The organism is Marinovum sp. (assembly GCF_034669705.1).
Classification (GTDB): Bacteria; Pseudomonadota; Alphaproteobacteria; order Rhodobacterales; family Rhodobacteraceae; genus Marinovum.
The window spans coordinates 1-21,626 of sequence record NZ_JAXMOR010000016.1 but is presented as its reverse complement, the minus strand read 5'-3'; the positions used below and the strand labels follow the sequence as shown (position 1 = coordinate 21,626).

Below are 21,626 nucleotides of genomic sequence, written 5' to 3'. Positions count from 1 at the left end.
TCCTCAATAGGCCTTGCGGTCGTCGGGGATCGGCTCGAGATCGGCAAAGGCGTCGGGATTGGCCTTTTCCGCGGCGGCGAGGAACGAGGTGTTGATCGAACCCGAGGGATCGAAGTTCTCGTCGATGCGGCCCAGCCCCATCAGGAACGGCAGGGTCTTTGCCTGGTACATCTCGGCGGTGTAGGTCGAGATCCGCGGATCGAGCGCCGATCCGCTGAGCGCCAGCTTCATGGTGTCCAGATCGACGCCCGAGATCCAGCGCATGCTGATCTCTGCCGCCTCGTCACGGTTCGAACGCACCCAGGCCTGCGATTCCGCGAAGGCAGCCATGAACTTCTCGAGCTCCTGGGTCTTTTCGGCAGCGATGCTTTCGCGGCGGTCGCACCCCAGGGTTGCCAGATCGCCACTGCATCGACGTCGTTCTGGTTCAGCGCGGTGACAAGCTCGGCCGGGGGCACATTGATCAGCTGCACGTCGCTTTCCTCGAGCCCGGCAGACCCCAGCACGCCCAGCAGGAAGCCCTCGGCCCCGGTGCCACGCGGCAGTCCGATGCGCTTGCCTTCCAGCGCGGCAATGTCACCCTTGGCGATACCCGAATCCGCAGAGGCCACGATCGACTGGTTGTCGGTGTATTCATCCCGGTTGGGGTCGCCGTGCAGATGGGCGATCAGCACCAAAGGAAAGCCGCGGGCGAGGCCGGTCAGATAGGGCACCGATCCCATGGCGTTGACGTCCTGCGCGCCGTTCAGCAGCCCGTTGAGCATGTCGACGCCGGACTGGTACATGACCACTTCGGCATCAAGTCCGTGATCGGCAAAGATGCCCTGCTCGACACCCACGAAAATGGGCGCGTGATCGACGGCGCCCGCGGCACCGATCTTCAGCGGCAGCATGTCCTGCGCAACGGCACTGCCCGCGCTCAGGACGGCCGCCATGGCGGCAAGTATTAAGGTCTTCATGATGTCTCCTCCCTAAAGTGACGCTCTCATTCCTCCTGAGAGCAGGTCTCCAACCGGTTGATCCCCGGTGTGAAATTCCAGATGTGGCTGCTGCCCGGCTGGACCTGCGCGCTCCAGCTGGCCAGCAGGTCCTTCTCGGCCCGACGCGCGCGCATCCGTGCGGCGACGGCCTCGACCGACCAATCCGCAGTCAGCGCAGCCTCAAGCTCGCTTCGAATGGCGGCACAGGCCGGATCCTCGGCGCGGTTGACCAACTCGTCCGGGTCCGTTGCCAGATCGAACAGCAGCGGCGGCTCGCCGTCATAGAGCGAGAGCTTCCAGTTCTCGCGGCGGATCATCCGCTGCTGCACCGCGCGCCCCCCGGTCCAGGCGGGCACGGCATCGGTGCAATATTCGCTGAAGGTCTCGTTGGTCCATGGCGCGGTGCCATCCTGCGCGACAGCCCAGAAACTGCGCCCGTCCGCATGCGGCAGGGGCGCGCCGCCCATCACCTCGATCATGGTCTGGCTCAGGTCGACCAGATTGACCACCTGCTCGCGGGTCTCGCCGGCGGGCACCTGCCCGGGCAGCCGCATGATCAGGGGCACCTTGACGCTCTCCTCGAAGAAGGTGTGCTTCCACCACAAGCCGCGCTCGCCCAGATGGTCGCCATGGTCAGAGGCATAGACGATCAGCGTGTTGTCCAGCTCGCCGATGGCCTCCAGCGCCGCCAGCACCTCGCCGATCATCTCGTCGAGCCGGTGCACCAGCGCCCAATAGGCGGCGCGGGCCCGGTCGCGATCGCCCTGCGGCACCTCGTCGATCTCGCGCGCGCTGCGCCACCAGTCATGCCAGCCATCCGCCGCATCGGCCCCGAGCCGCGGCTCGGGCACGCGGCCCTTGTAGAGCGCATAGGCCTCGGGGTCCGCCACATAGGGCGGATGCGGCAGCATGTAGCCGACGGTCAGGCAGAAGGGGTCGCCCGCCGCCGCCCGGGCCGCGCCGGTGTCGTGCAGCCAGCGGACGGCCGCGTCGGTGACGTCCCGGTCCTTGCTCTGATAAGCGCTGTTGCCGGGGCCGGATTTGGCGATGGACTCGGGGTTGGGGTCATTGGTGCCCGCCAGCGCGCCCAGCGATTGCCGCGCTGCACCGGGATAGTTGGGCGAGTGATCGCCGATCTGCCGCTCGCGGTAGCCATGCAGCTGATCCGGCCCGATGGCATGCATCCGCCCGATCAGCACCGGGTCATAGCCCGCGGCCCCGGCCGCATGTGGCCAGCTTGGCAGGTCCGAGCGCAGGATATCGTCGTTGGCCCAGCACTCCTGCCGGTACGGCCAGCGCGCCGTGAGCATCGACATCCGGCTCGGCACGCAGATCGGCGAGGGGCAATAGGCATTGTCGAAGCGCACGCCTTCGCGCGCCAGACGGTCGATGTTGGGCGTCTGTACCACCGCGTCGCCGTAACAGCCCGAGACCTTCTGAGCGTGCTGGTCGGAGAAGATGAAGAGGATATTGGGTCGGCTCATCCGTTGACCTCGTTTCCGAGAGAGCGGCGCCAGGAGGTGCGGATATGCGCCTCCATCGCCTGAACGCTGGCGTCTTCGTCGCGGTCGAGCAGCGCGGCAATGATGTTGAGGTGCTCGTCCATCGCCTCGGCCAGCCGGGTGGCATAGAACCGGCCGTTCAGGCGGATCAGACGGATGCGGTCGTCGATCGAGCCATAGGTGTCGGCCACCAGCGAATTGCCGATTGCCCCCACCAGCCCGGCGTGCAGCTCAAGATCGACGTCGAGCCCTTCCTGCATCAGCGCCACATCGGCCGCATCGGCTTTCACCGCGCGTTCTTTCAGGTCCTGTGTCTTGCCGAGCAGGGACGTCAGCAGCGCCTTGTCGGGTTCCGCCACCATCCGCCTGACGGCATCAAGCTCGATCATCAGCCGGAACTGAAAGGCTTCGTTGATGAACTTCACGTTGATATCGGCGATCTGGATGCCGCGCTGGGGCAGGAGGTTGATCAACCCCTCGGCCTCAAGCCTCTTCAGCGCCTCGCGGACGGCCCCCATAGGGCACTCCAGGATTTCGCAGAGCTCGCGCTGGCTCACGAAAGCACCGGGAAGCAGCGACTTGTCGAAGAGCTTCTGCTTGAAGTTCTTGTAGGCGGTGTTTCGAAGTGGTTGAGCCACAGTGCCCTCCTTAACTGAGTACTCAGTAAAAACTCAAGCAGAACTCAATGCAAGGAAAATCGGTGGCTGATTGTGATTTCGGCGTTGCCGCGGGATTTCCACGGGAGGCGCGAGAGGCCCCTCACCCCCGCTGGCGTCATACCACGCGGGCGATCTCGGCGGTGCCGAGGGCGTTGAATGGAGTTACGTGAGTGATGCGAATTTGGGTTCCGGCGGCTTGCCAGACGGGGTCCGCGGCCAGAAGACCGATTCGCCTTGGCGGTGGTCCCGCCCTTGCTTGCGGACCTGCCAATCGAAGTCGCCCAAGACCATCGCCGCCTTGCTGGCGGCCAGAACGCTCAGCGCGCCAGCGGCCCGCCGGTCGAGATCCGGGTCAACGGAATCTTGTGCCGAAGAAACAGCCTCGCGACGTCCGGCCTGCGACCGCAGGAGGCCCGGCGGACGCATGAAGAGACCCTTGATCCCCTCTCAAATCATGCGGTGAAATGCCCTGCCGTCAGCTGCGCTTCAGCCGCACCCAGCCCAGCGCGCTCCGGCGCCATTCGGATGGCGTGAAGGCCACAATCAGCACCAGCAGGTCGATGGCAAGGATGGTCGTGGCGATGGGCCGTTCGAGGATGAACCACGGGCCGTTGTCGGAAAATAGCAGCGTGCGGCGGTAGCTGCCCTCGGCAATGGGGCCGAGGATCAGACCGATCACGATGGGCGCCAGCGGATAGCCATAGCGGCGCAGGGCGAAGCCCAGCACACCGAAGATCAGCATGACCCAGAGGTCATCGACCCGCGACTGCACCGAGTAGACACCGACGATCGACAGCAAAAGAACGCTGGGCACGAGGTACTGCTTGCGCACCTTCAGCACCCGCACGAACAGCGGCGTCATCAGCATGCCGACGAAGAACAGCACCACGTTGGACACCAGAAACGCGAGGAAGATGCCCCCCACCGCATCGCCCGAGAGCGCGAACATCTGCGGCCCCGGCACCAGTCCCAGCAGCAGCAATGCGCCGAGCAGAACGGCCGTGGCCGCATCGCCCGGGATCGCCAGCGCCAGCGTCGGGATCATCGCCCCGCCGCAGGCCGCGTTGTTGGCGGATTCGGTTGCGACAACCCCGCCCTCGGCGCCTTCGCCATAAGGCGCGTCGCCCTTCAACGGCCGGCTGCGCGCGATGGCATAGGCGGTGAACGATGCGATGATGCCCGAGGCGCCCGGCAAGGCTCCGAAAAAGACACCGATGGTCGAGGAGCGCAGCAGGTTCTTCCAGTGCCGCAACGCCATCCAGAGCGAGCGCATCGAGACCCGGACGTCCTGCACCTCTGGCTTCTTGCGGAAGCCGCCTTCGAGGATCTGGAACGCGGCCTCTGACAAGGCAAAGAGCCCGACGATGATGGCGACGATGTGGATGCCGCCCGACAGCGCATTGGTGCCGAATGTGAACCGCGCCGCGTTCGACAGCGGGTCGGACCCCACCATGGCAATCAGCACGCCTAGGGCTCCGGTCATCAGCCCCTTGATCGTGCTCTCGTTGGACACAACCGAGATCGACAGAAGGCCGGTGATCGCCAGGGCGAAATACTCTGGCGGTCCGAAATTCGTGGCCACCGCCGCCAGCGCCGGGGCACCGAGGATCATCACCACCCCGCCGAGGACGCCCGCGAGGGCGGAAGAGGCGATGGCGAGGCCGATGGCATCCGCCGCGCGGCCGTTCTTGGCCATGGGATAGCCGTCGAGCAGCGTCGCGGCGGCCAGCGGCGTGCCGGGAATGCGCAGCACGATGGCCGAGATCGCCCCGCCGCAGGAGCCTGCCACGAAGATCGACATCAGCATGCCCATGCCGGCAACCGGCTCCATGTGGAAGGTCACCGGCAGCATCAGGATGATGCCGATCAGCGGGCCGAGGCCGGGCAGCACGCCCACCACCATGCCGATCACGGTGCCGAAGATCACGCCGCCGATGACTTGCCAGGACTGGAAGCTGTCGAGCCCGGAGAGGAGAATGTCGAACATGCGGTTATCCTTGTCCCGGGAGGCCGAGCCGCCCCTGTGGCAGCACCACGCGCAGAAGCTCTTCGAAGACGTAGCCGACCACGAAGGTCAGCAGCACGGCAACCAGCGCCGCGATCCACACCGGCCGCGCCTTGAGCAGCAGGAACAGCGCCAGCAGGAAAGCACCGGTCGCGGGGTAGAACCCCAGCAGCGGCAGGCCCAGCACGTAGGCGAAGAGCACGGCCGAGGCCACGAGGCAGCGCCAGACGGTCTCGCGGGTCGCGGGGTGGAGAAATTCGGGGCTCAGCCGCACCCGGCGGCGCAGAAGCTGCACCAGTTGCAGCGCGCAGAGCCCGAGGATGAGGTTGGCCACCAGTCGCGGAAACAGCGCCGCGTTGTTGACCGCATCGCCGCTGGCGTAGCCCTCATCGGTCAGCGGGCCGAGAATCTGTTGATGCACGAAGAGCGCAAGGGCCACGAAGGCCGCCAGCAGCAGCCATTCGCCCAATGCCACGCGGGCCACCACGTCGGTGTCCGGATCGCGCCGTGAATTCTGTGTCGCGCTCATTTGCGCCTCCCCGCTTGCAAAGTGGGCCGCACCGATATTGCCGGGACGGCCCCTGTTTTCGTGAGTGGGTTACTTCTTCAGCTGTTCGGCTTCCCAGGTGATGGCGTCCTTGGCGGCCGCGATCTGGTCACCGATGGGGCCGACGATCTCTTCGTAGCGCTCCGGCGGGTACATGGTGGGCAGGAAGCCCGCCGCCTTCAGCTTTTCCTGCACCTCGGGGCGCTTCAGCGCCGCTTCCATCGCGGTGTTGAGCTTGGCCACCACGTCCTCGGGCGTGTCCTTGTGGACGAGGAACCAGTTCCAGCCCGACGGTGCAAGCCCGGTCAGGCCGATATCAACACCCACGTCGTCGAGCGTCGGCGTGTTCTCGTCATAGGCCGCGGCCACCTCTTCCTCGTTGGTGAAGGCGACGAGGGTCTTGAAGGCGTCCTTGTTTGACTGGAAGGTGATCGGGTCGTTGAAGCTGAAGTCGAGCAGCCCGCCGCGCAGGTCCTTGAAGGCATCGCCGTCCTGCGGATAGGGGATGTTGCGGGCATAGACGCCCTCGGTCTGCATCATCTTGGCCAGCACCATATGCGGGATATTGCCGATGGAGCCCGAGGAATAGCGCGCCTTGCCCGGGTTGTCCTTCAGGTACTGGATGAAGGCGTCGTAGTCGGGGAAGCGCGCGTCGTCCTTGCGCACCACCACGGCAAAGGGCACGCGGGTGGCCGACCACAGCGGGGTGAAATCGGTGTGGGTGAACTCGGTGTTGCCGGCCAGCGGCTGCAGCACCAGCGGCGCGACCCAGCCGTCAATCAGGGTATAGCCGTCGGCGGGTTTCTCCAGCGCGGTGTTAAAGGATTTCACACCGGCCGCACCGGGGGTCGAGACCACCGAGATATTGGTGCCCAGCTCGTCGCCCATGGCATTGGTGATGATCTGCGCCATGGCAAAGGCCGAGCCCGGCCCCCAGGGGAACATCATCTCGATGTTGCGCGAGGGGTAATCCTCGGCGGCACTGGCCGCGCCCGCAATGGGGCCGATCAGGGCCGCGACGGCGGCGGTTTTGATGAGGGTTTTAAGCATGGGTCCTCCCTTGGATTTCAGCTTGTGTGGATGTGTCGGAATTCAGGATGCGTCTTGCATCGCGGGGCTTGCGGCACAGGCCGCGTCGCTGCTGGACCGGGCGACCTGCGCCGCGCCGGCGACATAGACGGTGGTGCCGGTGGTAAAGGTATTGTCTGGCGCCAGCAGGAACAGCGCCGGGCGCACCACGTCCTGCGGCTGACCCGCGCGACCGGCGGGATTGGCGCTGCGGATGAACGCCTGCCATTCGGTGCGGTCCTGGCGGCGAAAGGCATTGCGGTCGGTCTGGATCAGGCCGGGCGCGATATTGTTGATCATCACGTTATCGCGCGCGCATTGCACGGCAAGGTTCTCTACGAGGTTGCGCAGCGCCGCCTTGGTCATGGCATAGATCGGCATCTCCGCCCCCGGCGCCACTTCCTGCACCGAGCCGATGGTCAGGATGCGCCCGTAGTGTTCGGCCTGCATGCGCGGCAGCACCGCCTGCAGCAAAGCCACATTGGCGGTAAGATTGACCTGCAATTGCGTGGCGATATCCGACGGGGTCTGACGCCAGAACACCTTGTTGACCTGCGCGCTGGCCGACAGCACCAGCGTGTCGATGGCCCCGAAGCGCTGTTCGCACTCCGCCACAAGGCGCTCTGCGGCCCCCGGCTGGGCGATGTCGCTTTCGATGGCGATGGCCTCGCCGCCGGCGGCCTTGATCTCCTCGACCAGCCTGTCGGCGGCGCCCTCATGCCCGGCGGCCCTGTCGGCCGAGGCTGCGTAGCTGATCGCCACACGGGCACCCTGCCCGGCCAGCCCCTTGGCGATGGCGGCAGCGATGCCGCGGCTTGCTCCGGTCACGAGAGCGGTGCGGCCCGAGAAGCCTGCGTCGGTAATCATGGCGGTGTCCTTGTCGTTCATGCGTCCGGCCCCGCGCCGGGGGTTCCGGTGAAAGAGGCCAGCCCGGGCGTCGCGGCGCGGGTTGTGTCCAGTGCCGATGTGTCCGGGACAAAGCCGAAACCGGCCGTGTCAGAGATCGCAACGCGGCCCTTGGCCTGCGCGGCAGGATCGGGGCGAATGCGGGCGGTCAGGTCGGATTCGCCGATCTGCCGCTCAAGGATCAAGAAGGCCGGCAGGCTCGCCGCGACCTCGACCGAAATCGCATCGAGCACCGGGCCCACCGGGTTGTGCAGGCTTGCCGCGACACCCGAGGCCGCCGCGAGGCGCAGCATGGCCACGCCTTCCTGAACGCCGGTCAGGCGCAGATCGGGCAGCACGACATCATGTCCGCCATCCGCCAGCAAGGCCGCCATCCCGGCGCAATCGGTGACGTTTTCCCCCCCGGCCAGACGCGCGCCGCCGGAATGGCAGGCCGCCCGCAACCGGCGTTGATCCTCGGGCGCAACAAGGTGCATGTCGGCAGGCTCTTCGATCCAGGCGACACCGATGCGGCAAAGCTCTGCAATCACTGTGCGCGCGCCCTGAAGGTCGAACCTTGCGTGACAATCGACAAAGACATCGGCCGTGCCGGCCAGCGCCTGCCGCACGGCGTCGACCCGGGCAAAGCCCTGCTCCATCACCGCGCGCCGTTCGGGCCAATCAAGCCGGTCCCAGCGGTAGCCATCAAACGGCGCGATCTTGACCGCGCAGGCGCCGGTGGTCTCGATCATGGCACGGGCACGATCAGCGAAGCCTTTGGGGCTGCGATCAGAAATGCCGCGGTTGATATTGGCATAGAACGGCACCGCGTCGCAGCGCGCGCCGCCCATGATTTCGGCCAGCGGAAGGCCAGCCCGACGCGCCGCAAGATCCAGCCCGGCCTGCTCAAGCGCGCTCAGAAGCGCGCGGCGGCCCGGAGCGATTTCGGACTGGCGCAGGGCGGCCAGAAGCGGCTGCACGCCGCGGATGGCCTCGGAGTTCAGGAGGTCGCGCAGATGAGCGGCCAGCCCGGCAATCTCGACCTCATTGCCAAAAGACGTGGCTTCGCCCCAGCCCTCGTTGCCCGCCGCATCGCGCAGGCACAGCAGCAGCCAGGTGGTTTTGGCCGAAACATCGGCACGCCAAAGCGTGATCTCGGAAAGGGTCGCGGTTGGGGTCATTTCATCCTCCGTACCACAATGTGGAACGTTTTTTCGTCCGTGTCAACATGTGACCCATTGCACGCAAAGCTTCCCTTATGTGATACATGGGCAGACGGAGGAGAGGACGCCATGCAGATCGACGACCCGCTGGAAAACGCCGAGGATGTGCCGGGCGCACAGTCGCTGACCCGTGGCATTGACCTCTTGCTGCTGCTGGGCCGGTCCTCACCCCTGACATTCCGGCAGATCCAGGATCACCTCGACCTGTCCAAGGGCTCGCTCCATCGTTTGCTTTCGGCTCTGCGCTCGCGCCGGCTCGTCCGCTATGACCGCGACACCCGGCGCTATGCGATCGGCGCAACGGTGATGTCGCTGGCCCGCGGCGCGCTGGACCGCGATGCCACCGTGCGCGCCTGTCAGGCCGAGATGTCGCGGCTGTCGCAGCTGCTCAAGGTGCCCTGCTGCCTCTATGTCAGCGACGACGATTCGGTCTTTGTACTGGACGCCGCCGATCCTGCCGGGCGCACCGTGCGGGTCTGGCCACGCCTGTCGATCGAAGACAGCACGCCGGGACAGGCGATCCTGGCCGGCCGCCCGGCGGGTCAAAAGAACGAATGGTCCGCCGATCTGCAACGCATCCTCAGCAAGGCCCGCGCGCTGGGCTATGTCGCCAGCTACGGCGATCCGCTGGCGGTCGCGGCCTCGGTGCTCGACGGCGAAGGCACGGTGGTCGGCGCGCTCTGCTGCCAGTTCGACGCGGCCGGCACCAGACCCGAAAAGCTGCACGAGGCCGGCCAGATGATCCGCGAAGCCGCGCGCCGGGCCTCGCATCACGTGGGCGTCACCCAGCGGCTGAACGAACAGGGGATTGCGCCGCGCCCGAAGACCGGCTTCACGGGCCGCGTCCATGACACCGGGCGCGATTACGTCGGCGAAAGCCCCAGCTGGTGCGCGCAAACCGGGCGGCTGTGGTGGCTGGACGTGCTGGCGCCCGCCCTGCGCTGGCTGGACGTCGAGACCGGCCAAAGCGGCCGCACCCTTCTGGAGGGGCTGACCGGCGGGCTGGCCCTGACCACCGGCGCGGAGCTGTTGCTGAGCGGCGAGAACGGGCTGTCGCTGTTCGATCCGGCGAGCGGCGCGCAGACTGCGCTGATCGACCCGGAGGCGCATCGGCCCGAAAACCGCTTCAACACCGTCGGCGTCGATCCGCAGCAGCGGATGTGGGTCGGCACCATGCCGCTCGACAACCTCGAAAAGAGCGGCACGCTCTATCGCATCCACCCAGATCTGACGCCCGAGATCATCGTGCCCGAAATCTTTCTGCCCAAGAACACCGTGTTCAGCGCAGATGGCCGCCACGCCTATCTGACCGAGCAGGACCGTGAGGGGGGCCATGCCGTGCTGATCGCCTATGAGCTGGGCGACGATGGCCTGCCGGTGTCGCGACGCGCACTCCTGCAGGGCTCGGAGGCGCAAGGCCAGCCGGCCGGGCTGACCATCGACGCCGAGGATTGCATCTGGGTGGCAATGCGCGGCGGCTGGTCGGTGATCCGGCTGGACACCGAGGGCAAGGAACTGGCCCGCCACGCCCTGCCGGTGCCCATGCCCACGGCGCTGACCTTTGGCGGGGTGGATCTCGACAGCCTGTTCGTGACCTCGACCTACCTGCGCCTGCCGCCGGGCTACAATGACATCGCGCCGCTTTCGGGGCGGCTTATCGAACTGAAGCCCGAGGTCGCAGGCCGCGCCCCTGTCCGTGTGAAACTGGAAAGACCATGACTGATATGAATTACGACTTCACCCTGCGCCACGACGCCATGGCGCTCACTGCCGAGGTGCCGCTCTGGGACGCAGATCGCGGCTGCCTCTGGTGGGCCGACATCCAGGGTCAGCGGTTGCTGCGCCATGTGCCGGGCGGCGCGGACGCGATGATCGCCCTGCCCGGCCAATGCGGGCTGATTGCCCTCGGCGAAAGCGGGCGGCTGGTGCTGGGGCTGGAAAACGGCCTGTTCGCCCTCGACCCGGAGGCGATGACCTGGGACCAGCTCAGCGATACAGAGGCCGATGCCCCGGAGCGCAGGCTCAACGATGGCAAGCCGGATCGACAGGGTCGGCTCTGGTTCGGCTCGATGGACATGTCCGGGCGCGGCATTCCGACCGGCGGGCTGTTCCGGCGCGACCGGGAGGGCCGGATCGAGAAGGTGTTGAGTGACATCGCGATCCCCAACGCCATCGTCGGCGACCCGACGGCCGATGCGATCTGGTTCACCGACACGCCCAGCCGCACATTGGAACGGCTGGAGCTGGATGCACAGGGCGGCATCGCGCGGCGGATCACACTCCTGACCCTGCCCGAGGGCGCGCATCCCGACGGGATGAGCATGGACGCGGAAGGCCTGCTCTGGCTCGCGCTTGTCGGACCGGGAGAGCTGCTGCGGATTGATCCGGCCAGCGGCGATATCGTCATGCGGCTCACCTTGCCGGTGCGCCGGCCGACCATGGCGGTTTGGGGGGATGACACGCTCTATGTCACCAGCCAGCGGCGGTTCCTCGGGGCCGAAGAGCTGTGCGAGCAACCGCATGCCGGCAACCTGCTCGGCGCGCAAGGCGCGTTCGGTCCCGGGCCGGTCTTGCGGGTGGCCGGCGTCTGAGGCAATCGGACGCGTGCTCAGCCCGAGTCCGCCGCCCTCTGCGCCGCCCCGCAACAGGTGAGCATCGTCGCATCAATTGGGCGGTGTCGCGGACGTCTGAAGCCATGGGTTCACTTTTAAAGCTCATGGCGTTTCTTCTGAATGACAGTGCCGGTTCCAGCGTTCGGCGTCGTTTACGATCGGAACCAACCGGTCTCCGAGCCAATCGCCCGCGAGGCTGACCGCCAGGGTCGGCAGGAAAACGATACGGCCGGCCGGGAATCAGCCTGTGCGTGTCCCGGCGCCAGCGGCACGAAAACCTCGCGGTTCCGCCGCTTCTTCTCCCGGACATAGTCGGTGACGATCGTGATGCCGCCGGTGAACCCGTGCTCGTCCCGGAGCCGCTCCAAGATCCGCTATGCCCTGTGCCCGTTTCCATGGCCAGTCTGCCTCCGGGATTACTACGGCAACGATACACGGGGCTATTCAGTGCGCGCGGCCCACTCCGGACGTTGCCCCATGATCATGCCATTAGGTTGCGGCTTCGCCAAACCCGCAATTCCCACACGATCCAGCATTTTTTTGGGCAGACGAGCGCCCACACTGTGGACGAAATGCAATTTCGCCGCGGTGGCTCCAACGGCTGGCTTGTGCAGACGTTGAGTTCGGTCACCTCAGGTCTTTAGCCCCTTGGACACTGTGCCAAGCAACAGCGACAAACGCGCCAGCGCAAGCCGCGATCGCTCCGCGCAAAAGCTATCCGTGGGTGCAGGCACCCTGCCGATCACGCGTCGGATTTGCAGGTCTCCTACGAGCAAGTTCATGTAAAGCGATGCGGCATCCCCGGGTTCGTCGAAAGACAAGTCGCCCTGCCGCCTTGCCGCTTCGAGAACCTGAACCAATAACGGCAGGACAGTTTCACGACCCGCTTGCGAGATCACGGCACCCAGCGCGCCGGTGGGGTCCGCCGCTGCCGCGCGGTTCAAGGCGATGGCACGGTCCCCCAGCAACAGGGTCAGCAGTTTCGGGCCGAAGCGCGCGAGCGTTGTCATGGGCTGTTCTACGGCCAGTTCGTCTTCCAGCAGCGATTTCACTTCGGCCGCGTTGCGGGTCACGAGGGCTTTGAACAGCCCCTGCTTGTCACCATACCAATTATAGAGCGTCTCGTTGGAGGCGCGTGCCTTTCTGGCAATCGCCAGCATGGACGTCCCGGCATAGCCCTTCTCTTCCAGCAGGCTGTAAGCGGCAGTTTCGATCTGCTGCTGGCGGAGCGACTTGTTTTCCTCTCGCATCCGAACCTCCTTGTTGACAGAATCCGTAACGCAAATTACGGATAATGCAAAGCCGTAATCACAAATACGCTTAAGAGGATGAATATGACCCGATACGCACTCCTCCCGGTCGCCTTGCTTGCACTGCTTTTGAGCGGCGCGATCTTCGGGTTCTTTTTTGCCTGGGTCTGTTCGACCATGTGGGGGCTGGACGCAGCCGACCCTGCGGTGGCCATCGCCGCCATGCAGGCGATGAATGCCTCGGTGCGCAATGCAGTCTTCTTTCCGGCGTTCTTTCTCACCCCAGTTGTCTTGTTGATCGCCGCTCTACTGGCACGACAGGCGCAACTGCGCCCGGCCTCATATGCTTTCGGCGGGGCGGCGCTGGTGTACCTGCTCGGCGGGCTCATCCTCACGTTGATGGTCAACGTGCCGATGAACGAGACGCTCGCGGAAGTGAATGTTCCGGGCGACTCGCAGGCAGCGCGGGAGATCTGGCAGGCCTACTCAGCCCCCTGGCAGGGCTGGAACATCGCCCGAACCGTTTTCAGCGGTATTGCGCTTTTGCTGACTGGGGTCGCGTTGACGCAATTGCGGCACCGTACGGGTTGAGCACGGACGGTATGGACCGGCCACCGAGCAATGCAATCCGGATACCGGCAGACACCTAACCAAGGGCGTTCCCGATGGATATCTCGCTTCTTGCCTTCGGCCTCGTGGCCTTCGCTACGGTCGCCACGCCGGGGCCAACCGTGTTACTGGCATTGAGCAACGGGTCGCGCTTCGGAATGATGCGCGCCGGGGCGGGGATCGTCGGGGCCGGTTTGTCCGACCTGGTGCTGATGACCGCAGCCGCCGCTGGGCTTGGAGCGATACTGGCAACATCGGCGTTCTGGTTTTCGGTGGTGAAGTGGATCGGTGCGATCTACCTCGCCTGGCTCGGAATCCAGATGCTCAGATCGTCAGCGGCGCCTGGAAACGCGACGAAAGGGACAACAACTGCCTCGACCGAAGGTGCTCCGTTGCGCCTCTTCCGGAAGAGCTTTCTGGTCGCGGCCACCAACCCGAAGGGCTATCTCTTTTTCGCGGCCTTCCTGCCCCAGTTCGTCGATCCGGGCGAGCCTCTTTTCGGCCAATATGCCACTCTGGCCGTGATCTTCGTCGCCATCGATCTTGCCGTCATGACCGCCTATGCGGCTCTGGGTGTCAATACGATGCGGTTCATCAGAGAGAGGGGAGCACTCTTGCTTGAGCGCAGCTGTGGCGTCGTCATGCTGTCGCTCGCCGGCGGTCTTGCGCTCTACAAACGAACGTAGAACCGCTGCATGGCCTGCGAAAGTCTACGTCATTGGTGCGCCCAACTTGAACATTTGTCGGCCGCACAGCATCGGGCGAGATGGGCTCGAAGCGGCCCTGCGCTGGTCGACACGGTCGCTCAGTCAAGACACTCGCGGCGCGCGCGGCCCAATGCCTCACCTCCTGCGCAGCAAAGGTCGACCTCGGCCAGACCACCTCGCCGTTGGGAGAGCTTGCGTTGGCTCAGCCACTGCGACGATGAGGCCATCACGTGATCGGTCAGCGACACTTCAGGACAGCAGCGCGCAAATCTCCCTCACGAAGACGTCGGACTACTGGCACCCGCGACGAATAGGTATACCTACTGTTCTGAGAACACGCTCCGTGCCGGGAGCTGGATGGGAGATGGTGGTTGCGAGACGAGGATTTAGGAAACATTGCGCTCCCCTCAGGTGGCGGAACGATGGGCCAGTTGACCCGCGACCACGACTGGGCGTCCTCCCCCCTCGGCACGCCCGATAGCTGGCCGCACGTCCTGCATGTTCTGATTGACTTGATGCTGACCTCGAGCCAGCCGATGTTCATCGTTTGGGGCCCTGAGCGCACGCTTCTCTACAACGATGCCTATCGGGAAATCCTCGCTGCGAAGCACCCCGCGCTCGGCCTTCCCTTCGACGTGGTCTGGGAGGAGATCTGGGAGCGGGATCTGGAACCCATCGTCACGCAGGCCTACGCCGGCGAAGCCCTGCACATGGACGACATTCCGCTGATGATGCGGCGCAAGGGGTATCTCGAGGAAACGCATTTCTCGTTCTCCTACACGCCCGTGCGCGGTCGTGACGGCATCGTGCAAGGTTTCCTCTGCCCCTGCCTCGAGATCACCGAGCAGGTGCTTGAGGAACGCCGGGCCCAGCTGAGGGTGGAACTCAATGAGAATTTCAGAACCCTCCGGGACCCGCTCGCGCTCAGCTTTGAGGCGGCGGCCCTTCTCGCCCGGCATCTTGGTGTCGAGCAAAGCGCCTACGCCGAGATCGACGAGGCTGGCGCATTCGCTTTGATCGACAAAGATTGGAACAGCGGCAGCATGCCAAGCTGCGCCGGACGCCACCGGCTGCACGATTTCGGTGCCGACTTTATTGCGGATCTCAAGGAGGGCCGTAGCGTGGTCATCGCCGATGTGCGCGAAGACCCCCGCACGTCGACACCCGAGGCCCTTGAGGCCTTCGCGCAACGCGGTATCCGGGCTTTCCTGAATATCCCGCACATCCGCGACGGTCGGCTTGTCGCGGTGCTGGCCATCCATTCCGACCAGCCGAAGCACTGGCATCCGGCCGATGTCGCCTTGGCCGAGGAGGTGGCGCAACGGACCCATGCGGCGGTCGAAGGCGCACGTGCAGAGATGGCGCGGCGCACAAGCGAGCAGCAGCTGCGCGAGGCCCGGGACGCGCTGGAGATGGCCACCCAGGCCTCGAGCCTGGGATGGGCCACGTGGGACTTCACCACGGGCGCCGCGACCCTCGACGCCTGCGGACGCGACATCATGGGGGTTGGTGATGGCGAGATCACGATCACCGGCTGGATGGCTCACGTTCACCCCGAAGACCGAGCGACGCTCGATGCGGAGGTCCGTGATTGCATCCGCGAGAACCGCTCCTTCGACCTCGAATACCGGGTCATTCACCCGGACGACAGCCTGCACCACGTCCATGCCACAGGTATCGTTCAGACCGATGCCGAGGGCGAGCCGATCCTCGGCACCGGCTTTGTCCGAGACGTGACCGATCGCAAGCGCTCCGAGCAGCACCAGAACATGCTGATGGCCGAGCTCGATCATCGGGTGAAGAACATTCTTGCTGTCGTGCAGTCGATTGCCCGCCAGAGCCTGCCCAGGGGTCAGGCCATCGGACCGGATGCAGCGGATCGCCTGGTCGCCCGTATCTCGGCTTTGGCGCAGTCCCATTCGTTGCTGGCCCGCAGCCGCTGGGAAGGCGCCTCGTTCGAGGTTCTGGTGGAGAACGCGGTCGCGCCCTACCGCGGGGAGGATGACAGCCGCATCTTTGTCGGGGGACCGGGGCTGAGGGTCACGCCCAAAGCCGCGCAGACCCTGACCCTCGCCCTGCACGAACTGGCCACCAACGCGGCCAAATATGGTGCCCTTACGCGCCCGGAAGGGCGGGTTACCGCCGAGTGGCACCTGTCCGGCGAAGGCGATGACCGGCGACTGATCTTTGTCTGGCAGGAAAAAGGTGGCCCACTGATCGACAGCGCGCCGAGCCGAACGGGCTTCGGCTCCGTTCTGATCGAACGCATTCTGGCCACCGACCTCGGCGGCGATGTCACCCTCGACTACGCGCGCGCTGGCCTGAAGGCGCTCATCGAGTTGCCGCTCGACACTCTGTGGGCGAAAGATGGCCGGGCCGAAAGCAGCTTCAACCCTGCCAGGCCGCCTGAGGGTGATCGGACGGTCCTCAATGGGAAACGGGTGCTTGTCGTCGAAGATGAACACCTCGTCGCCCAAGAGACCACGGCGGCCTTGCAGGCAGCTGGATGCATCGTGAGCGGGCCCGCCTCGACACTGAGCGAGGCCCTTGAGGCAGCTGCCACCGGGAGGTTCGACGCGGCGGTGCTCGACATCAATTTAAATGGCGAACTCGTCTGGCCTGCCGCGAAAGTCGTCCGCGAGCGAGGCATCCCATTTGTGTTTGCGACCGGCTATTCCGGCGTCCTCGACATCCCGCCGGACATGAAGGACGCGTTATGGCTGGAGAAGCCGTTTAAAGCGGATCGCCTGGTCCAGACCCTTGCGGCGGCGGTCATCGGGGTCAGTGAAAAATGATCCGCAGGCGAGGCAGAGATGGTGCACTGCCGAACCGGCACCCGGTTGGCGCGCCATGGCATTGCGCGTGCGCAGCACTGAGCACCGCCGCGACCTGCGTTAAACCTGGCGGTCCACTTCCAATCTCGCACACTTCACCTTGCTCACCCGGCGCAAGCGGCAGGTCAACATTTTCAGCATAGCGCTTGCTGAGGCCGAAGCCTGCCGCGGCGAATTCAGCTTCACGCTGGCCCCCGGCGATACCGCTGTAGGGAGGCTGGCGATGCAGGAAGCCCAGATTGCCTACTACCTCGTGACCGCCGAAGGCGGACAGGCGAGTTTCGACCTGCATGGCCCTGCAGGCGGCCAGTCGGTCACCTGCAATGCAGGCCGCGGCGGATGAAAAAACACGAAACCCGCCCACAAGACACTGAAGTTAAGAGATTTATGCACCCGCGCGCTCCTATGGGGCAGGTTGCAGGTTCAAATCCTGCCGGAGGAGCCAGCCATTTGTGAATGACTTGGGTCCGGGGGCTCTCTAGCAGCCGATCGGCTGCAGGGTCGCCCGCGGCGTGGGACCAATGCAGCCCCAAACCGTCGCTGCTGCTTGTGACGAGCATGACGGCAATGCCGGGCGTGGGCTCGTTCCACGCCAGTATTCTATCAAAACATGCGAACTCTGCTGGTTCATGGCGCCCGCACTGAGTTGCCAGCCAGTTGGTCCCGCGGTTCGGATCAGTCGGATGGTTTAAGGGGCCCCAGAACGCTCTGGCAAGAACGGCGCCATCGGCCGCGCAAACGGGCGATGCTGTCCAACACCGCAGAATATTGCCCGGCGGCTTGAAGCGGAGGTCCAGAATAAATGAGGGTCGTGGCACATGCTGACATCATCAGGCAACGCCAAGGCCGCGCGCGGCCTTTGAGGTCCGACCGGACCTGGCAAGCGGCATCCATGTACTTCACGGAATAAACAAAAGCCCCGGCCCGCGTCTGTTGCGGGCCGGGGCCGGTCACTTCTTGGTGTGACCGTCGGATCAGGCGTTGGGCAGGATCACGATCTCGACCCGGCGGTTCTGCGCCTTGCCCTGCGGCGTCAGGTTGTCCGCCACCGGCTGGTCTTCGCCGCGGCCGATGGTCTGCAACCGGCCGCCAGAGACGCCGGCGGCGACCAGAACGTTGGCCACCGATTCAGCCCGGCGCTTGGACAGGCCGAGGTTGTAGCTGGCGTCGCCGTCGCTGTCGGTGTGGCCGACGATCTGCACGGTGGAGTTCGGATAGGCCTGCAGGTTGCCGGCCAGCGCCCGCAGGTCGCGCTGCAGGTCGGGGCGCACGGTGGCATCGTCGACCGCGAAGAGGATGTCGTTCGGCAGGGTCACGATCAGACGGTCACCGGTGTTGGTGATCTGCACGTTGCCATTGGTCATGCTCTGGCGCAGGTCTTCCTCCTGGCGGTCGAGCACGTTGCCGATGCCGGCCCCGAGACCCGCGCCGACGATCGCGCCACCGATGATGCGGTTGCGTTTCTCGACCTCGTTGCCACCGGCAACAGCGCCGGCCGCCGCACCGGCGAGACCGCCGAGGATCGCGCCCTGACGGGCCTTCTGATTCTGGTTGGGGCCCTGGGTGGTACAGGCCGCAAGCGAGAGCGCGGTGGCCGTGGCCAGCAGGATGGGTTTGCTCAGGAATTTCATGATAGTCATTCGCCTCGTTGTTTGCGCTGTCGCACGCCGCGCGTGCTTTACACTGATGGCGATCCTGTCGCCGCTCACAATCGCGTGCAAGCGGGAATCGGCGGAAGCCCGCCAATGGCAAGGCTCTGCCGGGCCGGTCGGAGGATGGGGGCTCTGCCCCCGGCGCCTCTGGCGCCTCCCCCGAGGGTATTTTTGAACAGAAGAAGCCGGAAGAGGGTCAGGCGTCGGCGCGGGCCGATTCCCAGGCCAGCAGGGCGCGTTTCACCGGCAGGCCCCAGTGATAGCCGCCGAGCGCGCCCGATTTGCGCAGCGCGCGGTGGCAGGGGATCAGCCAGGACACCGGGTTGCGGCCCACCGCGGTGCCCACCGCGCGCACCGCGCGCGGGCTGCCGATGCTCTGGGCGATCTCGGAATAGGTGGTGACGTGGCCCGAGGGGATCGTGAGCAGCGCCTCCCAGACCTTGATCTGAAACGGCGCGCCTATGAGGTAGAGCGGGGTCTCGCCAGGCCGTTCGCCGAAAGCGGCGGCGACCCAGGGCGCGAGTTTCTCGGGGGCTTCGACATAGTCGGCCGCGGGCCAGCGGCGGCGCAGGTCTGCCATGCAGCCGGCCTCGCCCATCTCGGCGGCAAAGCCCAGCCCGCAGAGCCCGCGGTCGGTGCCCATCACCAGCGCCCGGCCGAAGGGGCTGTCGAACCAGCCCCAGCGGATTTCCAGCCCGGCGCCGCCGGCGGCATAGTCGCCGGGGCTCATCGCCTCCCAGCGCAGGAAGAGGTCATGCAGCCGACCGCCGCCAGACAGACCGGCGCCATCGGCCGCCGCAAGGGTGGTGAAGCGCTCGCGCAGCAACGCCTTGGCATGGCCCAGCGCCAGGTACTGGTGATAGCGCTTGGGCGAGACCCCGACCCATTTCGAGAACAGCCGCTGGAAATGCGCCGGGCTCATCTGCATCTCGCCGGCCAGCGCCTCGAGCGTCAGCGGCGTCCGGCTGGCATCGATCAGGTCGATGGCGCGGCGCATGACCTGGTAGTGGTATCCGTTTTCCTGCAGGGTCATGGGGCATCTCCTTTGCCTCAATCTAAGGCGCGGCGCCGCCCCCCGCGACCCGAATGTTGCGCTTGTGCACCGGCTGGGTCATAGAGCGGATATGGCCAAGCAGCTCGATTATCACACCATCCGCGAGATCTTTACCCGCTTTCATGCCTCGGAGCCCGCGCCCAAGGGCGAGCTCGATCATGTCAACGCCTATACGCTGGTGGTGGCCGTGGCGCTTTCGGCGCAGGCCACCGATGCCGGGGTGAACCGCGCGACAAAGGAACTCTTCCGGATCGCCGACACGCCGGAGAAGATGCTGGCTTTGGGCGAAGAGGGCGTGACCCAGCACATCAAGACCATCGGGCTTTATCGCAACAAGGCCAGGAACGTCATCAAGCTGTCGAAGATCCTCGTCGAGGACTATGGCGGCGAGGTGCCCAATTCCCGCACCGCGCTGGTCTCTCTGCCGGGGGTGGGCCGCAAGACCGCCAATGTGGTGCTCAACATGTGGTGGCAGTATCCGGCGCAGGCCGTGGACACCCATATCTTTCGCGTCGGCAACCGTTCGGGCATCTGTCCGGGCAAGGATGTCGATGCCGTCGAACGCGCCATCGAGGACAACATCCCGGTGGATTTCCAGCAGCATGCGCATCACTGGCTGATCCTGCATGGCCGCTACATCTGCAAGGCGCGCAAACCGATGTGTGCCAATTGCATCATCCGCGATCTCTGTTTGTACGAGGACAAGACCCTATGAAAACCTACCAGGTCGTCGGCATCGGCAATGCCGTTGTCGACGTGATCACCCAGGCCGACGACAGCTTCCTCGATCACATGGGCATCGAAAAAGGCATCATGCAGCTGATCGAGCGCGACCGCGCCGAGCTGCTTTATGGCGCCATGGGCGAGCGCAAGCAGGCCGCCGGCGGCTCGGTCGCCAATACCATCGCCGGGGCCGGCAATCTCGGTCTGCGCACCGCCTTTGTCGGCCGGGTGCATGACGATGCGCTGGGCCGGTTCTACGCCGAGGCGATGGCGCGTGTCGGCACCGCCTTTGTCAATCCGCCGGTGCCGGGCGGCGAGCTGCCGACCTCGCGCTCGATGATCTTCGTCTCGCCCGATGGCGAGCGGTCGATGAACACCTATCTGGGGATTTCCGCCGAGCTGGGGCCCGACGACGTGGACGAAGAGGTGGCGCAGAACGCCGAAATCGTCTTTCTCGAAGGGTATCTGTTTGACAAGGACAAGGGCAAGGAAGCCTTCACCCGCATGGCCCGCGCCTGCAGCGCCGCCGGCGGCAAGGCCGGGATCGCGATTTCCGATCCGTTCTGCGTCGAGCGGCACCGGGCGGATTTCCTGCAGCTGATCGAGAACGAGCTGGATTACGTGATCGGCAACGAGGCCGAGATCCGCTCTTTGTATGAGACCGAAGACACCGAGGACGCGCTGGCGAAGGTGGCGGCGATCTGCCCGCTGGTGGCCTGCACCCGCTCTGGCGAGGGGGTGACGATCGTGGCCCAGGGACAGCGCACCGACGTCGGCGTGCAGCGGATCGTGCCGGTGGATGCGACCGGCGCGGGCGACGGCTTTGCCGCCGGGTTCCTCTATGGGCTGGCGCAGGGGCGCGACATGGAGACCTGCGGCCGGATGGGCTGCGCGGTGGCGGGCGAGGTGATCCGACACGTGGGGCCGCGGGCCGAGACCGAGCTGATGCAGGTGCTGGAAGCGGCGGGGCTGGCAGGCTAGGCCCCGCCCTGCACCGCCGCGCCCCGGACCTGATCCGCGGCCTCACCGTGGACCGGGAGGCCCCGGCGCGGAGGCCGGGGCGGGGTCACCCGAGGTTGCATTGATCCGCACACCCGCGAGCCTTGCGGTGGCGGATAAGGCCCGCTGGCATGTCAGCTCGTGGGCTGAGACTGGACCGGATGCAGATGCGCGAAACGACCGGGCTTGCGGCACAGGCCGCACCCCACACCGCCCCGCCCCGGACCTGATCCGGGGCCTCACCGCGGACCGGGAGGCCCCGGCGCGGAGGCCGGGGCGGGGTCACCCGAGGTTGCATTGATCCGCACACCCGCGAG

Annotated in this window: 20 protein-coding genes; 8 read left to right on the top strand and 12 right to left on the bottom strand. The window is 65.7% G+C overall.

The annotated features are described in order from the left end of the window. Positions 1-3: 3 nt before the first annotated feature. From VOI27_RS12615 to VOI27_RS12575, 9 genes are all read right to left on the bottom strand, one after another. A complete protein-coding gene (locus tag VOI27_RS12615) occupies positions 4-264 on the bottom strand; it encodes a hypothetical protein (RefSeq protein ID WP_323765706.1) in 261 nt (86 codons plus the stop codon). Beyond that, positions 228-959, bottom strand: a complete 732-nt coding sequence (locus tag VOI27_RS12610) for an ABC transporter substrate-binding protein (RefSeq protein WP_323765705.1) — start codon at positions 957-959, stop codon at positions 228-230. The genes VOI27_RS12615 and VOI27_RS12610 overlap by 37 nt, the downstream gene beginning before the upstream one ends. Positions 960-985: 26 nt before the next feature. Further along, positions 986-2,464, bottom strand: coding sequence for a sulfatase-like hydrolase/transferase (locus VOI27_RS12605; RefSeq protein WP_323765704.1), 1,479 nt, complete (start codon positions 2,462-2,464; stop codon positions 986-988). Beyond that, entirely contained in the window at positions 2,461-3,120 is a 660-nt protein-coding gene (locus tag VOI27_RS12600) for a GntR family transcriptional regulator (RefSeq protein WP_323765703.1), read from the bottom strand. The genes VOI27_RS12605 and VOI27_RS12600 overlap by 4 nt, the downstream gene beginning before the upstream one ends. Positions 3,121-3,616: 496 nt before the next feature. Then, complete coding sequence (locus tag VOI27_RS12595; RefSeq protein WP_323765702.1) at positions 3,617-5,128, bottom strand: tripartite tricarboxylate transporter permease; 1,512 nt, start codon at positions 5,126-5,128, stop codon at positions 3,617-3,619. A gap of 4 nt (positions 5,129-5,132) precedes the next feature. Then, on the bottom strand, positions 5,133-5,675 hold the full coding sequence (locus VOI27_RS12590; protein ID WP_323765701.1) for a tripartite tricarboxylate transporter TctB family protein: 543 nt from the start codon (positions 5,673-5,675) through the stop codon (positions 5,133-5,135). Positions 5,676-5,744: 69 nt separating this feature from the next. After that, positions 5,745-6,743 carry a tripartite tricarboxylate transporter substrate binding protein gene (locus VOI27_RS12585; protein WP_323765700.1) on the bottom strand — a complete coding sequence of 333 codons (999 nt, stop codon included), beginning with the start codon at positions 6,741-6,743 and terminating at the stop codon, positions 5,745-5,747. Positions 6,744-6,785: 42 nt separating this feature from the next. Further along, a complete protein-coding gene (locus VOI27_RS12580; RefSeq protein ID WP_323765699.1) occupies positions 6,786-7,649 on the bottom strand; it encodes an SDR family oxidoreductase in 864 nt (287 codons plus the stop codon). Then, a complete protein-coding gene (locus VOI27_RS12575) occupies positions 7,646-8,827 on the bottom strand; it encodes a mandelate racemase/muconate lactonizing enzyme family protein (RefSeq protein WP_323765698.1) in 1,182 nt (393 codons plus the stop codon). The genes VOI27_RS12580 and VOI27_RS12575 overlap by 4 nt, the downstream gene beginning before the upstream one ends. Before the next feature lie 111 nt (positions 8,828-8,938). Here VOI27_RS12575 and VOI27_RS12570 point away from each other — a divergent pair, with 111 nt between their 5' ends. Together VOI27_RS12570 and VOI27_RS12565 are read left to right on the top strand one after the other, a co-directional pair. Continuing rightward, positions 8,939-10,588 carry an SMP-30/gluconolactonase/LRE family protein gene (locus VOI27_RS12570; protein ID WP_323765697.1) on the top strand — a complete coding sequence of 550 codons (1,650 nt, stop codon included), beginning with the start codon at positions 8,939-8,941 and terminating at the stop codon, positions 10,586-10,588. After that, on the top strand, positions 10,585-11,460 hold the full coding sequence (locus tag VOI27_RS12565) for an SMP-30/gluconolactonase/LRE family protein (RefSeq protein ID WP_323765696.1): 876 nt from the start codon (positions 10,585-10,587) through the stop codon (positions 11,458-11,460). The genes VOI27_RS12570 and VOI27_RS12565 overlap by 4 nt, the downstream gene beginning before the upstream one ends. Positions 11,461-12,113: 653 nt before the next feature. On the opposite strand, the gene VOI27_RS12555 is transcribed toward VOI27_RS12565, so the two are convergent. Next, positions 12,114-12,731, bottom strand: a complete 618-nt coding sequence (locus VOI27_RS12555) for a TetR/AcrR family transcriptional regulator (RefSeq protein ID WP_323765695.1) — start codon at positions 12,729-12,731, stop codon at positions 12,114-12,116. Between the two features lie 84 nt (positions 12,732-12,815). Here VOI27_RS12555 and VOI27_RS12550 point away from each other — a divergent pair, with 84 nt between their 5' ends. The 4 genes from VOI27_RS12550 to VOI27_RS12535 all read left to right on the top strand — a co-directional run bounded on the left by VOI27_RS12550 (position 12,816) and on the right by VOI27_RS12535 (position 17,224). Then, entirely contained in the window at positions 12,816-13,322 is a 507-nt protein-coding gene (locus VOI27_RS12550) for a DUF1772 domain-containing protein (RefSeq protein WP_323765694.1), read from the top strand. 74 nt (positions 13,323-13,396) lie between these two features. After that, the gene (locus VOI27_RS12545) at positions 13,397-14,026 is read left to right on the top strand and encodes a LysE family translocator (protein ID WP_323765693.1); all 630 of its coding nucleotides are present in this window, start codon (positions 13,397-13,399) and stop codon (positions 14,024-14,026) included. Positions 14,027-14,469: 443 nt separating this feature from the next. After that, a complete protein-coding gene (locus tag VOI27_RS12540; RefSeq protein WP_323765692.1) occupies positions 14,470-16,842 on the top strand; it encodes an HWE histidine kinase domain-containing protein in 2,373 nt (790 codons plus the stop codon). A 139-nt stretch (positions 16,843-16,981) separates the two neighbouring features. Further along, entirely contained in the window at positions 16,982-17,224 is a 243-nt protein-coding gene (locus VOI27_RS12535) for a hypothetical protein (RefSeq protein ID WP_323765691.1), read from the top strand. 631 nt (positions 17,225-17,855) lie between these two features. Here the strand turns inward: VOI27_RS12535 and VOI27_RS12530 are convergent. Continuing rightward, on the bottom strand, positions 17,856-18,512 hold the full coding sequence (locus VOI27_RS12530; RefSeq protein ID WP_323765690.1) for an OmpA family protein: 657 nt from the start codon (positions 18,510-18,512) through the stop codon (positions 17,856-17,858). A gap of 217 nt (positions 18,513-18,729) precedes the next feature. Further along, positions 18,730-19,566, bottom strand: coding sequence for a bifunctional helix-turn-helix domain-containing protein/methylated-DNA--[protein]-cysteine S-methyltransferase (locus VOI27_RS12525; protein WP_323765689.1), 837 nt, complete (start codon positions 19,564-19,566; stop codon positions 18,730-18,732). A 91-nt stretch (positions 19,567-19,657) separates the two neighbouring features. Here VOI27_RS12525 and nth point away from each other — a divergent pair, with 91 nt between their 5' ends. Together nth and VOI27_RS12515 are read left to right on the top strand one after the other, a co-directional pair. Further along, positions 19,658-20,302, top strand: a complete 645-nt coding sequence (gene nth, locus VOI27_RS12520; RefSeq protein WP_323765688.1) for an endonuclease III — start codon at positions 19,658-19,660, stop codon at positions 20,300-20,302. After that, on the top strand, positions 20,299-21,291 hold the full coding sequence (locus VOI27_RS12515; protein ID WP_323765687.1) for an adenosine kinase: 993 nt from the start codon (positions 20,299-20,301) through the stop codon (positions 21,289-21,291). The genes nth and VOI27_RS12515 overlap by 4 nt, the downstream gene beginning before the upstream one ends. Positions 21,292-21,626 lie beyond the last annotated feature (335 nt).

Excerpts from the sequence above, each read along its gene's own strand:
- VOI27_RS12615 (WP_323765706.1), bottom strand. The coding sequence starts at position 264 with ATGCGCTGGATCTCGGGCGTCGATCTGGACACCATGAAGCTGGCGCTC.
- VOI27_RS12610 (WP_323765705.1), bottom strand. The coding sequence starts at position 959 with ATGAAGACCTTAATACTTGCCGCCATGGCGGCCGTCCTGAGCGCGGGC.
- VOI27_RS12605 (WP_323765704.1), bottom strand. The coding sequence starts at position 2,464 with ATGAGCCGACCCAATATCCTCTTCATCTTCTCCGACCAGCACGCTCAG.
- VOI27_RS12595 (WP_323765702.1), bottom strand. The coding sequence starts at position 5,128 with ATGTTCGACATTCTCCTCTCCGGGCTCGACAGCTTCCAGTCCTGGCAA.
- VOI27_RS12590 (WP_323765701.1), bottom strand. The coding sequence starts at position 5,675 with ATGAGCGCGACACAGAATTCACGGCGCGATCCGGACACCGACGTGGTG.
- VOI27_RS12585 (WP_323765700.1), bottom strand. The coding sequence starts at position 6,743 with ATGCTTAAAACCCTCATCAAAACCGCCGCCGTCGCGGCCCTGATCGGC.
- VOI27_RS12580 (WP_323765699.1), bottom strand. The coding sequence starts at position 7,649 with ATGAACGACAAGGACACCGCCATGATTACCGACGCAGGCTTCTCGGGC.
- VOI27_RS12575 (WP_323765698.1), bottom strand. The coding sequence starts at position 8,827 with ATGACCCCAACCGCGACCCTTTCCGAGATCACGCTTTGGCGTGCCGAT.
- VOI27_RS12570 (WP_323765697.1), top strand. The coding sequence starts at position 8,939 with ATGCAGATCGACGACCCGCTGGAAAACGCCGAGGATGTGCCGGGCGCA.
- VOI27_RS12565 (WP_323765696.1), top strand. The coding sequence starts at position 10,585 with ATGACTGATATGAATTACGACTTCACCCTGCGCCACGACGCCATGGCG.
- VOI27_RS12555 (WP_323765695.1), bottom strand. The coding sequence starts at position 12,731 with ATGCGAGAGGAAAACAAGTCGCTCCGCCAGCAGCAGATCGAAACTGCC.
- VOI27_RS12550 (WP_323765694.1), top strand. The coding sequence starts at position 12,816 with ATGACCCGATACGCACTCCTCCCGGTCGCCTTGCTTGCACTGCTTTTG.
- VOI27_RS12545 (WP_323765693.1), top strand. The coding sequence starts at position 13,397 with ATGGATATCTCGCTTCTTGCCTTCGGCCTCGTGGCCTTCGCTACGGTC.
- VOI27_RS12540 (WP_323765692.1), top strand. The coding sequence starts at position 14,470 with ATGGGCCAGTTGACCCGCGACCACGACTGGGCGTCCTCCCCCCTCGGC.
- VOI27_RS12530 (WP_323765690.1), bottom strand. The coding sequence starts at position 18,512 with ATGAAATTCCTGAGCAAACCCATCCTGCTGGCCACGGCCACCGCGCTC.
- VOI27_RS12525 (WP_323765689.1), bottom strand. The coding sequence starts at position 19,566 with ATGACCCTGCAGGAAAACGGATACCACTACCAGGTCATGCGCCGCGCC.
- nth (WP_323765688.1), top strand. The coding sequence starts at position 19,658 with ATGGCCAAGCAGCTCGATTATCACACCATCCGCGAGATCTTTACCCGC.
- VOI27_RS12515 (WP_323765687.1), top strand. The coding sequence starts at position 20,299 with ATGAAAACCTACCAGGTCGTCGGCATCGGCAATGCCGTTGTCGACGTG.